This is a genomic window from Caballeronia sp. GAWG1-1, assembly GCF_023631465.1.
GTDB lineage: Bacteria > Pseudomonadota > Gammaproteobacteria > Burkholderiales > Burkholderiaceae > Caballeronia.
This window is the reverse complement of record NZ_JALQDB010000029.1, coordinates 42,827-57,207: the sequence shown is the minus strand read 5'-3', so window position 1 is coordinate 57,207 and position 14,381 is coordinate 42,827. Positions and strand designations below refer to the sequence as shown.

Here is a 14,381-nt window from a genome sequence, read left to right as displayed (position 1 = left end):
TCGTCTTTCATGGTCGATCCGCGCTAGTGCAAAACGATTCGATCAGCGCCGTATAAGCGCCGGGCGTTTCGACATAACCTGCGTGGCCCGCGTGCGGCATCACCTGCAAGCTAACGCGTGCCGCTTGCGCGATGCGCTCGCACGCAACGGGCGGCGTGATCGCGTCATGCGCGCCGACGGCCACGGCCACGCGTCCTTCATAACGTGCAACGTCCGCTGCAAGATCCGCGTTGGCGAGCAGATGCGTCGCTTGCGCATAGCCGGCAGGAACGATGCGCGCCATGTTCCAGCGCACCCAGTCGCGCGCGGCATCGTCCGCATCGGGCGACAGCATGTTGGCGCTGCGTTCGCGTGCAAGGCCTTGCGCACCCAGTTCGGCGAGCATCGCCAGACGCGCGTCGCGTTTCTTTTCACGCTCTTCCTTCGATGCCGCGCCATATCCCGCCGCCGGCGATATCAGCAGCAAGCCCGCGACGCGCCCTTGCATGCGCGCTGCAAACGAACCCGCGATGATCGCGCCGAGCGAATGACCGACAAGCACGCAACGCGGGATATCGAGCGCATCGAGCCATGCCGCAAGCGCTTGCGCATAATCCGCCGCATGCGGCTGCGCGCTTGCCACGGGCGTCGATACGCCATAACCCGGCGTGTCCCATGCGAACACACGGCGATGCGCGCCGAGTGCGTCGAGTTGCCTGACCCACGACGCCGCGCCCGAACCGATACCATGCAGAAGCACCACGGGCAGGGTGCGCAGGTGCGCGGCACCTGCCTTGCGATAACCCGTGACACCATGTGCGGTATGGATACGCGCTTCGGGAAACTGCGCGAGCGCGTCGAGGTGGGTGAGCGTGCGAGCGGTCATGGCGGGTCTCAACGCTTGAGCTTGGCGAGCGGCGAGTCCGGCGGATACGTCGGCGTAATGGGCTTGGCCGCGCCGAGCATCACGCACATGAGCGCGTCTTCCTCGCCGATATTGATCTCCGTGCGATAAACGCCCGGCGGCACCGAAATGAGATCGCGCTCGCCGATCACCGTTTCCCAGGTTTCGCCGTCCTTCTCGCAAACCACTTTCATCTTGCCGCGCAATACGAAGAAGATTTCCTCGACGTCCATGTGGATATGGCTCGGTCCGATGTTGCCGGCGGGAATGACCATCGTCGAGAACGTGAAGCCGCCTGCGGGAACCGTGTTCATGTCCTTGGCGACACCGGTGCCGCCCGTGCCGACATAGCGCATCTGCGCACGGCGATACTTCGGGTCGTAGTCAGCCTGAAACTTAAGCGCGTCCCAGTCGTAGCGCCGCGTGTCGAGGCGCGCGACGCGCGTGGTCATCCATTGATCGAAGCTCGCGCCAGCGGGCTGCTCCCACGATTCGCGTTCGATATCTGCATCGGCCATCGTCAATCTCCAGGTGTTCGAATGAGGTAGAAGTCAATTCATCGCGAAGCCGCCGTTGACCGGCAGCAACTGGCCCGTCACGAAACGCGCGGCGTCCGAGAGCAGGAACAGCACAGGGCCGTTCACGTCGTCGGGTACTTGCGCACGCATGAGCGCGCGGCCCTTCAGGTAATACTCGTGACGCTCGGCGGGAACGTAGGCGGTCGCCTCGACTTCGGTGAGGCCGGGCGCAATGGCGTTGACCGTCACGTTGCGGCCGCCGAATTCGCGGGCGAGGGAACGCGTCATCGCAATCACCGCGCCCTTGCTCGCAACGTAGGCAAGAAGCTTCGGTGCGCCCCACAACGCTGTATCCGAAGCGATATTGACGATGCTTCCGCGCCCCGACTCCGCGAGATGCGGCAGGCATGCCACGCTCATCAGCCATGCGCCGCGCACGTTGACGTTCATGACGGCATCCCAGGTCGCGGGCGTCAGCTCTTCCGCGGACTTGCCGCCCGAGTTGGTGATCGCGGCGTTGTTGATGAGGCCGTCGATACCGCCGAGCGTCTGCACGCTCGCCGCCACGCACGCTTCGATGCTTGACGGGTCTGCCAGATCGAGCGCGATGAAATGCGCCTCGTGGCCCGCTTCTCTGAGCGATCGCGCGAGCGCTTCGCCTTCGGCATGCAGGACATCGCCGAAAGCGACCCGCGCGCGTTGTTTGGCGAGCGCCGTGACGAACGCTGCGCCGAGTCCGCGAGCGCCGCCGGTCACGAGTACGCGGCGGCCTTTGAGCGCGTCACGCATGAACGTGCTCCGCGTCCTTTGCACTCGTTTCCAGCGCGGCCAAATGCTGCTGCGCGCGTTGCTTCAGAAGACGCCGAACGCGCGTCATGCCGACATCGTGCTGATAGAGAAATTCGTGATCGCGCGCGTTGGGCGCAAGGCTTTCGAGCACGTAGCGGTCTTGTTCCAGCACGGCCCAGTGCAACCCTTCCAGACGATTGCGATACAGGAAACGCCATGCGTCGCGCTGCCAGCCGGACACCTTGCGTGTGCGCCAGAAGTAGACCTGGCAGTTGTCTTCGTCCACGGGCGTCGCAAAACCGATGATGCCGAAGTTGCCGCCCGGGCCGAACTTCTTCTTGTAGGGAATAGCCAGGCGCATCCACAGACAGCCGGTTTCGCCGAGTTCCACCCAGTCGAAATTCACGTCGCGCTGATTCACCTTTTCGAACATGAGACCGGTGTCGGTCTTGCGCACGCGCATGTCGGCCTGCTTGTCGCCTTCGGCCATCGAATGCGAGGTCGCGTGAAGATATGCGCCGTGCATCGGGTCCATGACGTTATCGATGGCGTACTGGTAATTGCACTTCCAGTGCGACATGCAAAGAAAGCTCGCGTATTCCTCGCCGACGAGTTCTTCCGGCAGCACGAGCGGCGCGGGTTCCTGATTGGCGTCGTCGCCGAACCAGAGGAAGATCGCGCCGGCGCGCTCTTCCACCGGATACGACTTCACGCACTTCTGTCCTTCGAGCGGGCACGCGGAAACGGCCGGCACTTTCTGCACGGTGCCGCTGCCATCCACTTCGATACCGTGATACCAGCACGCCACGCTGCCGCCGAGATTCCACCCGAGCGACAGCCGCGCGCCGCGATGCGGGCAGCGATCTTCGAGCGCATGTACATGGCCTTCGTTATCGCGCCACAGGACGATCTGATCGCCGAGACGCGTGAGCCCGATAGGCGCATTCGCCACTTGCCAGCTCGGCGCCACGGGATACCAGTAATTACGCAGACCGCGATCCAGATAGCGCTGGACGGGATCGGCGGTCGAGATTTGCTTGAGGGACGTCATGGGGATCTGCTCCGGATTCGATGTCGTTTTGTCAGTGCCGCCGCGTCATTCCGCGAGCGTGCGCAACTCGGCGGCGAGACGCTCGGTGGTCCAGGCCGCGCCTTCCGGCGTGCGAAAGCCATCCTTGTTCAAGCCTGCGGCCACTTGATCGAGTTCCAGCGCACCGGCTTCGAACACGCGTTCGAGGGCATCGCCGAAATCGTTCTCGTACTGGGTCGGTTCCGCCTTGCGCGTCTGCCAGACGAAGTTTTCGGTTTGTCCGGGCTGCTCGATCACGCCCTTGCCCGCGACGTTATTCGGTTGCGGCGCGAGCCACGGCTTGAGATGCGGATTGAAGCTCACGATTTTTTCCATGTCACGCCACCTTGATCTGGATTTCTTCACCGGCCAGACGCACCGAATACATCTTCAGGTCGCGTCCGCCGGGCTCTTTCATGCATTTGCCCGTGGGGATGTGAAACACCGCTTCGTGCAGCGGACATTCGACGGTGTCGCCATCGATAAAACCCTGCGTCAGCAGCGCATACGCGTGCGGGCAGACGTTTTCGAGCGCATACACCTCATCGCCGACTTTGTAGATGCCGATTTCCGCGCCGTCGTCGAGCTTGAACTCGATCGGCGCGTCTTCCGACAGGTCGCCGGCATGACCGGCGCAACGCCACTGTTCTGCCATCTCTCACCTTCCTTGGGATCGTATTGCGTTCCACCTAAGGAACATCAGTTTATGTATGGGCATTATAGGAGTGCTTTTGCTGCGACAAAATAAAAATCCGCCGCTCTAGGTGAAAACACCGAAGCTGCGTTTTAAAAATGTGCATCCAATCTCGCCTCCAACGCGCCTAGAGTGCGCTTTGACCTTGATTCAGAAGCATTTTTCCTGCCGGAGTTACAGTTCTTCAGTCCCGTTTGACGTTGCCGACCGCGTCGCAAAATTATTATTTCCGCGCTAAAAACCTCTCTATACTTTCCATAGGCAGGACGTTGATCCATATATGGAACGTAACCATCGATCAGCGCGATGCCTTCCGAAGCACGGTCATCGAAGGCCGTCCGGGTTGCGGTCAAGCGCTACGAAACGGCAAAGGAAAGAAGCGGAACGGGTCCGCTCTTGAACCACACGGTTAGGAGGACGAAGGGTGAAGCACATCATCGCAGCGGGGCTGCTCGGAGCCGGGATCGCAACCGGCGCGGCGGCGCAAAGTACAGTGACGCTTTACGGCAGCCTCGATGCCGGGATCGCGTACGTGAACAACGTGGGCGGACATCCGAAGTGGATGGAAGAGCAGGGCAACATGCAGCCGGATCGTTGGGGCTTTCGGATCGTCGAGGATCTGGGCGGCGGGCTTAAGGCGGTGGCGCAACTCGAAAACGGCTTTTATACGAATACCGGAACCTTCGCGAAGGCCAACACGCTGTGGAATCGGCAAGCCTACCTCGGTCTCGATCAGAACAACGTGGGCACGCTGACGTTCGGGCATCAGACGCCATTCAGCTTCGACATGCTCGGACCGCTTTCGACGGCCTATCTCGCGGCAAGCTGGTACGCGTTCCATCCGGGCAATCTCGACGAACTCGCCGATACGGGCGTGGTGCCGTACGACAACTCGGTCAAATTCCGCTCGGCGAACTTCTATGGCTTTTCCGCCGGCGCGATGATGGGCCTAGGCAACACGACGAACTTTTCCACGGGCAGGAACCTCGGTTTTGGCGTCTCGTATGCAAACGGTCCGTTCAAGGCGGCCGCGACTTACGCGAACGAGCATAACCGCACCCCGTCCATCGTCACGACGGGCATCAACACCTTCCAGGGCGTTGCATCCGCGAGTTACGTGGCGGACAAGCAGGAAGTGATGGGCGCGGGCGCGTCATACGAGATCGGCAAGTTTCTCGTGCATGGGCTTTATACGCGTGTGAAGCTGGAATCGAATGGCTTCTCGAACACGTTCCAGTCCTACGATGCCGGTCTCACCTACAAGCTCATGCCCGACAACTGGATCGCGGGCGGCGCGGCCACCACGACTTTCGCGGGCGGACGCTGGACGCAATTCGAAATCGGCGAGATCTATTTGCTGTCGAAGTCCACGCAGCTATACGTCAATGCGCTCTACGAGCACGCCACGTCGGGCGCCAAGGCGGCGTTCTTCACGGCGGGCGTGTCGAGCACGGCCAATCAGGTGATCGTGCTCGCGGGCATTCATCACTCGTTCTAGCGGGAGAGGAGCCGCGCGGTCGGATCGTCGGGCGATGGGCGGTAGTTCAGCCGCGCGGACAGGTCGATGGCCGCGCCGCACACCGCTTCGATAAGCGGGCGCTTCTCCTCGTCCCGCCCGATGTCTGAGCGCGGCACGGTCGCCGTGACGGCCGCAACGATAGCACCCGCGCGGTCGCGCACCGGCGCCGTGACCACCGAAATGCCGCGCTCGAACGACGCCTCGCTCAGACCATAGCCAAGCGTCGCGCACTCGCGGACGCGCTCGTACAGTTCATCGACGGTAACGGGCGTGCGGTCCGTGTACTGCTCGAGCCGCTTTTCCGGATAAAGCGTGCGAAGCGCCTCGCGCGTCAGGTCGCCCATGAGTACGTGACCGTGCACGGTCGCATGAGCGGGCAGGCGCGTGCCGACCTGCACCTTCACCGAACTGAACATGCGCTCGTGACTCTGTGCCTTGGCGATAAAGACCACGTCACACTGATCGCGGATCAGCAGATGCGTGGAAAGGCCGGTGGCATCGCGCAGGCGTTCAAGCAACGGTGTGCCAAAGTCGGTCAGTTCGAGCGAGTTCACATATTCGAAGCCGAGTCGCAAGACCGCGACGCCCAGCCGGAAATTGCGGTCGCCATTCACGCGTTCGAGAAAGCCGAGCGATTCGAGCGTCTGCAAGAGGCGAAACGTGGTCGTCCGTGGAATGCCGATGCGGCGCGACAATTCCGGCGCGCCGAGCACCGGCTCACGCGCCGAAAATTCAGCGAGAATGCGCAGGCCTCGTTCGAGCCCTGGCACGAGATAGTTGGCGCCTGCCGTGGACGCGTCCGCTTCCCCGTCGGGGCGGAAGTCCGCGTCGGTTTCATCTTGTCTGCCTGAAGCCATGATCGGCGGTCGTCTTCATTGTTATTCGAGAGATGGCAATGATAACGCGCGGGCTGACTAGGCAAGCCGATCGTCGAAAGTGCGCGTTTGCGATTCGACCTGCGCGCCCCCCGATATCGAGAGCACCGAAAAGGTGCTTTCCACGCTTTTCACGAGCGGATGTCGGTACTTCTTTCATATAAAAATCATTTTCAAACCGAAACCGCTCTTTCCCAGGAAACGTTTGCTCAGGATTTCTTGAGACCTGCCGATAAGTGAATCAGGCGCCTTGTTCTCCTTGGTTCTTCTCCGTGTGGGCGGAACGCGCCGATGCCAATGGGGCAACGCACGGTCTTAAGGACCCGTGCCTTGAATCGAATCAACGCGGGCGAGATTAATGAGTGTAACGACCAGGTTGAATTTCACGCCGCGTGCATTGCGGCCGCCCGCGCGCGAGATGCCGAGCGTCGGTGTCGAACACGCGCCGCCGCCTCGACGGCCCGGCGGCTTGCCGACCTGGGTAATCGTCGTGGCATTCGTCGCGGCATTCGCGGTCGTCGCCGTGCTGGCGATGGTTCGCATCGACCTCGAAGCGCAGTTTTGCCTGGCGTTCGCCACGCTCGCCGTGATGGTCGTGCTGCGCCGCTCGCGTTTCATCGAACACACGCGACTCTTCTTCCTCTTGTGTTCCGCTTTCCTTTCGATGCGCTACGTCTGCTGGCGCACCACCTCGACACTTGGCTATAACGGTTTCGCCGACTTCATCCTGATGATGATGATGTACGGCGCGGAACTCTATGGCATCGTGCTGACGCTGGGCGGTCTGTTCGTCAATAGCCGGGCGCTGGAGCGCCCAGGCGTGCCGTTGAACCGCTCGGCCGGCCCGCTGCCGACCGTCGACGTCTACGTGCCTTCGTACAACGAGCCGCCGGAGATGCTCGAGATCACGCTGCGCGCCGCACTCGACATGCGCTATGACCGCGAGCGCGTGAACGTTTACTTACTCGACGATGGCGGCACCGAACAAAAGCGCACGCAGACCGATCCGGTTAAGGCCGCAGCCGCGCAGGAACGCGCCTTGACGCTCTCCCTGCTCGCCGCGCGGCATGGCGCACAGTACTTGAGCCGCGAGCGCAACGAGCACGCTAAGGCGGGCAACATCAACGCGGCGCTCGCCAAAACCAGCGGCGAACTCATCGTGATCTTCGACGCCGATCACGTGCCGACCGCCGATTTCCTCGAAAAGACCGTCGGTCATTTTCAGCGCGACAGTGAGCTGTTCCTGTTGCAGACGCCGCACTTTTTCAGCAATCCCGATCCGCTCGAAAAGAACCTCGGCATGTTCGGCAAGATGCCGCCCGAGAACGAGATGTTCTACTCGGTGATTCAACGCGGTCTCGACTTCTGGAACGCATCGTTCTTCTGCGGTTCGGCGGCGGTGCTGCGCCGCAAGTGTCTGATGGAGATTGGCGGCATTACGGGCACGTCGATTACCGAGGATGCGGAAACGGCGCTGGTGCTGCACGCACGCGGCTATCGGAGCGCCTATCTGAACGAACCGCTGATCGCCGGATTGCAGCCGGAAACCTTCGCGAGCTTCGTCGTTCAGCGCGTGCGCTGGGCGCAGGGCATGATCCAGCTTCTTCTCTTTCGCAATCCGTTGCGCATGAAAGGGCTCAAGCTCGCGCAGCGCATCTGCTACTTTTCAAACGCGTTCTTCTGGTTCTTCTGCTATGCGCGCGTCGTGTTTCTGCTCGCGCCCGCACTGTATCTGCTGTTCGGTTTGCAGTTCTATAACGCGACGCTGCCCGAGTTCTTTGCATACGGTCTGCCGCAGATGGCCGGCGTGATCCTCACGACGGATTATCTCTTCGGCAAGTATCGCTGGACGCTCATCTCCGAAGTCTACGAAATGCTGCTGTCGTTGTTCTCGCTGCGCGGCGTGATCGCCGTGCTGCTCAATCCGCGCGCGCCCACCTTCAACGTGACGCCCAAGGGCGAGCAAAGCGACGCGGATCAGATTTCCGAACTCGCCGGGCCGTTCTACGCGATGTATCTCGGCGTGCTGATTTCCGCCATCGTCGGCGTATGGCGTCTGATCGACGGCGACACGCAGCGCGGCGTGATCGCGTCGTCGGTTGCGTGGAGCGTGCTGAATCTCGTGCTGCTCAATGCGTGTATCGGCGTGCTATACGAACGCCGTCAGCGCCGCGTCGCGCCGCGTGTACCCGCCGACATTGCCGGCACGCTTCTGCTGCCGGAGTCCGCCAACACGGATGCGGCAACACCCGTCCGCTCGTTTTCTCCGGCGTTCGGCTGCCATATCGTCGATCTCTCGGCAGGCGGCGCGAAGCTCATCGTGCCATTCGACGCCGAGTCTTCCATTCCTCGCGGTTCGCCCGCGACGCTCGATGCCTTCGATGCCGCGCGTGGTTGCCACAGCCATTTGCCGGTAATCGTGCGCGGTGTGTTCGAGCGCGGCGACGGCACGTGCGCGGTCGGCGTCGAGTTCGCCGATCGCAGCGTCGAAGGCTTGAGCGACCGCGTGTCGCTCGTCTATGGCGACAGCGGCCGCTGGCGCAGCTTCCGCGACGGCCGCAACAAACGCATCGGCATCCGGCGAGGTCTCGGCCTCGTCGTGCGGCTCGGCACCGTGCACGCGCTCGCGCACTACCGGACCTTTTTCACCGCGCTCCTGCGCTATGTCGCGAAACGGTTGTCGCAGCGACGGCGTGATCTGCGTGACGTCGTCACGCAAGCGAAGTCTTGACTGGATCTTCACCATGTTTGCCATTCGAAAAACCATGATTGCCGGCTGGGCGGCGTGCGCGATTTTCGGCGCGACGGCAGAGGCGGCATCGCATGCGCCGAAAGCCGCATCCGCGCCGCTCGCGGCCAATGCCGACGCCACCGCCAACGCGACGGCGGCATCGTCGCCCGTGTCGCTTGCGACCTACGCGAATCTGTCGGGCCCGATGCGTATCGTCGGCGCGTCCGCTTCACGTTCGGTCAGCGTGCCCGTGTCTGCGCGTGAAGCGGTGCGCGGCGCGACGCTGCATCTGGTCGCGTCCAACTCGGTGTCCTTGCTCGGGGAACGCTCGCAGCTCGTCGTGCGCGTCAACGATCGCGCAATCGCACAGTTTCCTCTTTCGCCGCGTCAGCCGGAACTGACTGCCGACATTCGCGTGCCCGCCGAACTGCTGCGCGCCGGTTATAACAATTTGACCTTCCAGGTCGCGCAGCATTCGACCGAGAACTGCGAAGAACCGAATGCGCCGGAACTATGGACCGAAGTCGATACCAGCGCGTCGACCTTTGCCGTCGATACGGAATTGCGCCCGCTCACCAGCACGCCGCCGCAGCTTGCCACGCTCGACGATCTGATCGATCCGAAGCAGAATGCGCAGCGCTCCATCGCGATCGTCAACGCAGTCCATCCGGTGACGGACTCGCAGCTTTCGAGCGGCGGTCTGCTTGCTCAGGGCGTCGCGTTGCGGCTGCGTTACAGGAATGCCGATCTGCGCGTGCTCGATGCGCAAGCGGGCGAGGGCGCGGGCATGTTGCGTGGCCTCGATCTCGCGTCGCTCGCCAACGCCGACGTACTCCTGATCGGCAAGCGCGACACGCTTGCGCCGTATCTCGATGCAGCCATGCTGGAGCGTATCGGCGGCGCGTTTCTCGGCGTCTATCCGAAGCCCGACGATCCGCGACATTTCGTGCTGCTCGTCGCGGGACGTACCGATGAAGAAGTGAATCTGGCCGCGCGCGTGTTCTCGCACGCGGAACTGCCGCTGCCGCGCCGCGCCGAAATGACGGCCGACGGTTTGACGGAAGCGCGCATGGACGGCGCGAAGGGTGGTGACGCGCTGTCCGGCACGAAGCCGTACTCGCTGCGCGATCTGGGCTTCCGCAGCACGACGCTCGGTGTGGGCTCGAGCGCCGATGTGGCGCTGACCCTACCCGCCGATGCCTACGCGCCGGAAAACGCGCAGGCCGTGCTGACGCTCAACTTTGCCGAAGGCGCGCGCATGCGTTCGGACTCGGTGCTGAACCTGTACCTGAACGACCGCTTCGTGCAGGCCGTCGCGCTGGATCAGCAGCAGGGCGCGGTGGTCAACCGCTATCGCGTGTCCGTGCCGTTGCAGCGCTTCCAGCCGGGCGCCAACGTGCTCTCGCTGCGCCCGGTGCTCGTGCCGCTCGTGACCGATCGCTGCACGCTGCGTCAGTCGGCCAATCTGCAACTGTCCTTGTTCGACGATTCCACCATCGAGCTGCCGCCCATGCTGCACTTCACGAATCTGCCGGACCTTCGGCGTTTCGCGGAAAGCGGCTTTCCATACACGCGCCGCGCCAATGGCGCCGATCTCGCGATTCAGCTCAACGCGCGCGACGACGACACGCTGAACGCCGCGTGGTCGCTCCTCGGCAAGCTCGCGCAGAAACAGGGCAGGCCGCTGACCGCCGCGCAGATCACGGCGGGCGTGCCGGGCGTGGGCCGGCAGACCATCGTAGTCGGCGCGGGCGCCGAGTTGCCGCGCGCGGCGCTCAACGGCGCACCGTGGGCGCCGGGCAAGTCCATGCGCTTTGCGAGCAACGAGCCCGCACCGGCCGAGCCCACGCTCGCCGACAGCATCTGGGCACGCGTGGCGGGCGTGTTCGGCAAGCCGGCCTACGCGGCGGACGTCGCGCCCGACATGGTGCTCGACGGCGATATGAAGTTGTCGCGTCAATTGCTCGTGATGCAGTATCGCAGCGCCGCGAGCAAAACCACCGCGACGACCACGCTTTTGACGGCCGCGACGCCTGCCGAACTGCTGCATGGCGTGCAGCAGCTGATCGCGCCGCAGCACTGGGGATCGCTCGATGGCGACGTGAGCGTCGTCAGCTTCGACAGCGACGCGCTTTGGACGACGCGCGTGAGCCGTCGCTACGAAGTCGGCGAGATCGGCGCGTTCGATCATATCGGCTACGAAGTGTCGGCGCATCCGGGGATGGCTTACGGCGTGCTGGCCGGGGCGCTTGCGATGCTCGCGGCGCTCACGGCATTGCTGTTGCGTCGTTATCACCGCAAGCATCATGTCGATTCGAGAAGCTGATCGGCGCAATACGCTCGCCGAATTGCTCGTGCGGGAAACGGCCATGTCGATGAGCGTCATCGGTCCGCGCGATCCATACAGGATGGGCCGCGACATCCCGCGCCACCGTGCGCGCTTTACACCGGCCGTAGGTGCGCGGCTCGCGACGGCATTGCTTTGCGTTGCCGCGTTGCCGTCCGCCGCGGTCGCGGCAGGCGGGCAGGGGAACGTGGTTTCGGCGGAGCGTGGCGTCATGCCGGGAGTGGCCGCGAGTGCGGCTAACGCGGCCAGTTCAACGCGTGCGCCAGGCGTGAAGGGCGCAGCGAGTGCGGCAAACGCAAGGAACAGCGCGAACTCGACGAGCACCATCAAGGAAGTCCAGCAACAAGCTCAAACGAACGTTCTCGTGCACGCAATGCCGCGCACGCCGTCCGGCGATCCGACGGCGGCTCACGCTTCAAGCATGCGCACGCCCGCCACCAAAGCGCCCGGCGCGCCCGACGAGCGTCCGCTCTGGAACCTCTTGCACGCAAGGCGCCTCGCCGATTTCGACGCGATGCTCACACGCGTCGAGCGGCGTTTTCCTGCGTGGTCACCGCCCGCGAGCCTCGTCGCAGAACGCACCCGTCAGCAGCGTGACGCGCAAATCCAGCGCTCGCTCGCGGGCGATGTCGCCTTGCTGCGCGCGCAGATTGCCAGCGACCCCGATGCGTTCGGCTGCGCGCACATCGACCGTGCATGGCGAGCGGGCGAACTGCTCGCCGCCGCGGGCGATGACGGAGCGGTCTACGCGCTCTATCGGCCGATAGTCGCCGCTTGCACGTCCGATGTGAATCGCGTGGTCACGCTGCAGCGCGCGACGCAGCAGTTGCCCGCCGCACAGGCCGACGTATTGATCGACATCGAATGGAAGCAGGGGACTCGCGGCGAGCCCGCCGCACGCGATTTCGCGCGCCTGCGCAATGCGCGCGTGCTCGATGCATCATCGACATGGGCGACGGACGCGGCAAGCACGAAGCGCACGCTCGCCGAACTCGCGCCGTCGATCCGCGACTCGCGCGATGGGCCGTCCGCCATGCGCGCGGGTTGGCTCGAACTCGCACAGAACGACTACGTCGCAGCCGCGCAATGGTTCGAATTCGCGAGCGACTGCGACAAAGCGACCTTGAACGACGCGATGCTGGGCCTCGCGCAAGTACGCATGGCGCAAGGCGATCTCGATGATGCCGAGCGCCTGATCGAGTCACCCTCGCTCGCCACCGATTCGCGTACGCGTGCGCTGCGCGCGGAAGTTGCCATGGCGCGTGCAAGCGATGCGTACCGGCAAGCGCGCTATCGCGATAGTCTGACGGCGCTCGACGCCGCGCAAGACGCGGGCGCGGCCGATGAACGCGTCGAGCCGTTGCGCGGCTGGAATTTCTTTGCGCTGGGCGACTATGCGCAAGCGGAGCGCGTGTTCGAGGCGAACTATCAGCAACATCATGACGACGACAGCGCCGAGGGCATTGCGCTGAGTTCGAAAGCGCAAGGGCGTGGTCATCGCGCGACGCATACTGAAAGCGCCGATACGGGGCCGTTGCCCGCGTACACCGCGGCGCTCGACGCGCAGCATCTCTATTACCAGAAGCATTTCGTCGAAGCAGAGCGCATGTGGCGCAATGCGATTGCGGGCAACGCCGACGCGCAGCGCATCGCGCACTATCTGCCCGCCGATCTCACCGGCATCGACGCGCCGTCGATCACCGCCGGTTTGGGCTGGGCGAATCACGCGGGCACGCGCGGCGAGAACCGCTTGACGGTGTTTTCACCGACGCTCGATGCCGAATGGTTCGACGCATCGCGCTCTTACGAACTGCGCTATCGCCAGTTGTTTCTGAACAGCGGCACGGGCAACGTCAACGCCGAAGAATTGCAGGGCAAGCTCACACAGACCGTGCGTCTGGGCGATGATCGCCTCGACGTCCATGCGATGGCGGGCGCCACGCAGGGCGGCCCGTTCGGCGCATCGTTGCAGGGCGAGGCGGGCGTCGGCCAGACGACGTCGTGGGGCGCGTGGTCGGCCTATGCCGCGGCGCTGCCGGTGCGCGATTCGCTGCTTTCGTGGCGCGGCGAAACCGTGCGTCTTGACGGCACGAATCCCAACGCGAACGTCTTCGAATGGGGCCGCGTCACGCGTGCCACGACGGGCGGCAGCGCGCGCTGGCAGATCGGCGAGCGCTGGAACGTCAGCGCGGGCGGTCATCTGGACTGGCTGACGGGCCATGAGGTCCAAGGTAACGAAGGCTTAGGCGTCGATGTCGCGGCGAGCTACGATTTGCGTGCGCCGGGCTTCGACTATTTGAGCATCGGGCCTGCGCTGCATTACCTGGGCTATCGGCGTAACGAGAACTTCTTCGTGCCGACGCAGGGCGGCTATTACAGTCCGCAGAGATCGACCAGCGTGGGCGCGGCGCTTCAGTTTCTATCGAAGGAAGGCCAGTCTTGGCAGGTCTCGGGAAACATCGAAAGCGGCTGGAATTATTCGAAGCAATCGATGGGGTCGTGCTCGACGACCGAGGCCGCGAAACTGGGCGTGGTGATCGATTGCAGCGGCAGCAACGATCGCGGGCCTTACGCGCACGTTCAACTTGCGGGCGCGCTGCAGGTGACTTCGCGCTGGCAAGTGGGTGCGCTTGCCGATGTCAACGTAACGCCTGGACGGGACCGGCAAATTGCCGCCATTGCATACGTGCGGTACTTTTTGTCGCCGCGCAGCGCGGTGTTCAGTCGTGATTTGCCGCAAAGTGCGCGGGATTTGAGGCTGGCGTTTGATGAATCGCGGTGATGCGGTTGGGGCTTCGGCACGTCGGTCACGGTTTGTGGGTGATCGGCGTGTCGCTGACGTTTCGCGCGACCGTTTTGATGATGGATTTGTCCGCTTCGGCGCGACGAGGTTGATTTGCGCTGGCGGTTGTCGTGGTGCTTTGGCTGAAGACAGACGAGCTGATATGGCGGGCAA

Annotated in this window: 11 protein-coding genes; 4 read left to right on the top strand and 7 right to left on the bottom strand. The window is 63.5% G+C overall.

The features are described 5' to 3' along the window. Window positions 1-7: 7 nt before the first annotated feature. The 6 genes from NCT03_RS18275 to NCT03_RS18250 are packed head-to-tail and all read right to left on the bottom strand — an operon-like array spanning window position 8 to window position 3,914. On the bottom strand, window positions 8-865 hold the full coding sequence (locus tag NCT03_RS18275) for an alpha/beta fold hydrolase (protein WP_250493396.1): 858 nt from the start codon (window positions 863-865) through the stop codon (window positions 8-10). An 8-nt stretch (window positions 866-873) separates the two neighbouring features. After that, window positions 874-1,401, bottom strand: coding sequence for a cupin domain-containing protein (locus tag NCT03_RS18270; protein WP_250493395.1), 528 nt, complete (start codon window positions 1,399-1,401; stop codon window positions 874-876). Window positions 1,402-1,434: 33 nt separating this feature from the next. Beyond that, window positions 1,435-2,190: an SDR family oxidoreductase gene (locus NCT03_RS18265; RefSeq protein WP_250493394.1), complete on the bottom strand. Its 756-nt coding sequence runs from the start codon at window positions 2,188-2,190 to the stop codon at window positions 1,435-1,437. After that, window positions 2,183-3,241, bottom strand: coding sequence for an aromatic ring-hydroxylating dioxygenase subunit alpha (locus NCT03_RS18260; protein WP_250467004.1), 1,059 nt, complete (start codon window positions 3,239-3,241; stop codon window positions 2,183-2,185). Before NCT03_RS18260 ends, NCT03_RS18265 begins: the two co-directional genes overlap by 8 nt. 45 nt (window positions 3,242-3,286) lie before the next feature. After that, on the bottom strand, window positions 3,287-3,595 hold the full coding sequence (locus NCT03_RS18255) for a recombinase-like helix-turn-helix domain-containing protein (protein WP_250467002.1): 309 nt from the start codon (window positions 3,593-3,595) through the stop codon (window positions 3,287-3,289). A 1-nt stretch (window position 3,596) separates the two neighbouring features. Continuing rightward, window positions 3,597-3,914 (bottom strand): non-heme iron oxygenase ferredoxin subunit, encoded by a 318-nt coding sequence (locus NCT03_RS18250; RefSeq protein WP_250467001.1) that lies wholly within the window; start codon window positions 3,912-3,914, stop codon window positions 3,597-3,599. 463 nt (window positions 3,915-4,377) lie between these two features. Between NCT03_RS18250 and NCT03_RS18245 the strand changes: the two genes are divergently transcribed. Continuing rightward, on the top strand, window positions 4,378-5,451 hold the full coding sequence (locus tag NCT03_RS18245; RefSeq protein WP_250466999.1) for a porin: 1,074 nt from the start codon (window positions 4,378-4,380) through the stop codon (window positions 5,449-5,451). On the opposite strand, the gene NCT03_RS18240 is transcribed toward NCT03_RS18245, so the two are convergent. Next, window positions 5,448-6,329, bottom strand: coding sequence for an IclR family transcriptional regulator (locus NCT03_RS18240; protein ID WP_250466998.1), 882 nt, complete (start codon window positions 6,327-6,329; stop codon window positions 5,448-5,450). The two genes, NCT03_RS18245 and NCT03_RS18240, sit on opposite strands and share 4 nt — an antisense overlap. 376 nt (window positions 6,330-6,705) lie before the next feature. On the opposite strand from NCT03_RS18240, the gene bcsA reads away from it, so the two are divergent. From bcsA to NCT03_RS18225, 3 genes are read left to right on the top strand one after another with little or no spacing between them, the layout of a single operon-like run. After that, complete coding sequence (gene bcsA / locus NCT03_RS18235) at window positions 6,706-9,078, top strand: UDP-forming cellulose synthase catalytic subunit (protein ID WP_250493393.1); 2,373 nt, start codon at window positions 6,706-6,708, stop codon at window positions 9,076-9,078. Window positions 9,079-9,091: 13 nt separating this feature from the next. Then, window positions 9,092-11,404 (top strand): cellulose biosynthesis cyclic di-GMP-binding regulatory protein BcsB, encoded by a 2,313-nt coding sequence (locus tag NCT03_RS18230; RefSeq protein ID WP_250493392.1) that lies wholly within the window; start codon window positions 9,092-9,094, stop codon window positions 11,402-11,404. Next, the gene (locus tag NCT03_RS18225) at window positions 11,385-14,207 is read left to right on the top strand and encodes a cellulose synthase subunit BcsC-related outer membrane protein (protein WP_250493391.1); all 2,823 of its coding nucleotides are present in this window, start codon (window positions 11,385-11,387) and stop codon (window positions 14,205-14,207) included. The genes NCT03_RS18230 and NCT03_RS18225 overlap by 20 nt, the downstream gene beginning before the upstream one ends. Window positions 14,208-14,381 lie beyond the last annotated feature (174 nt).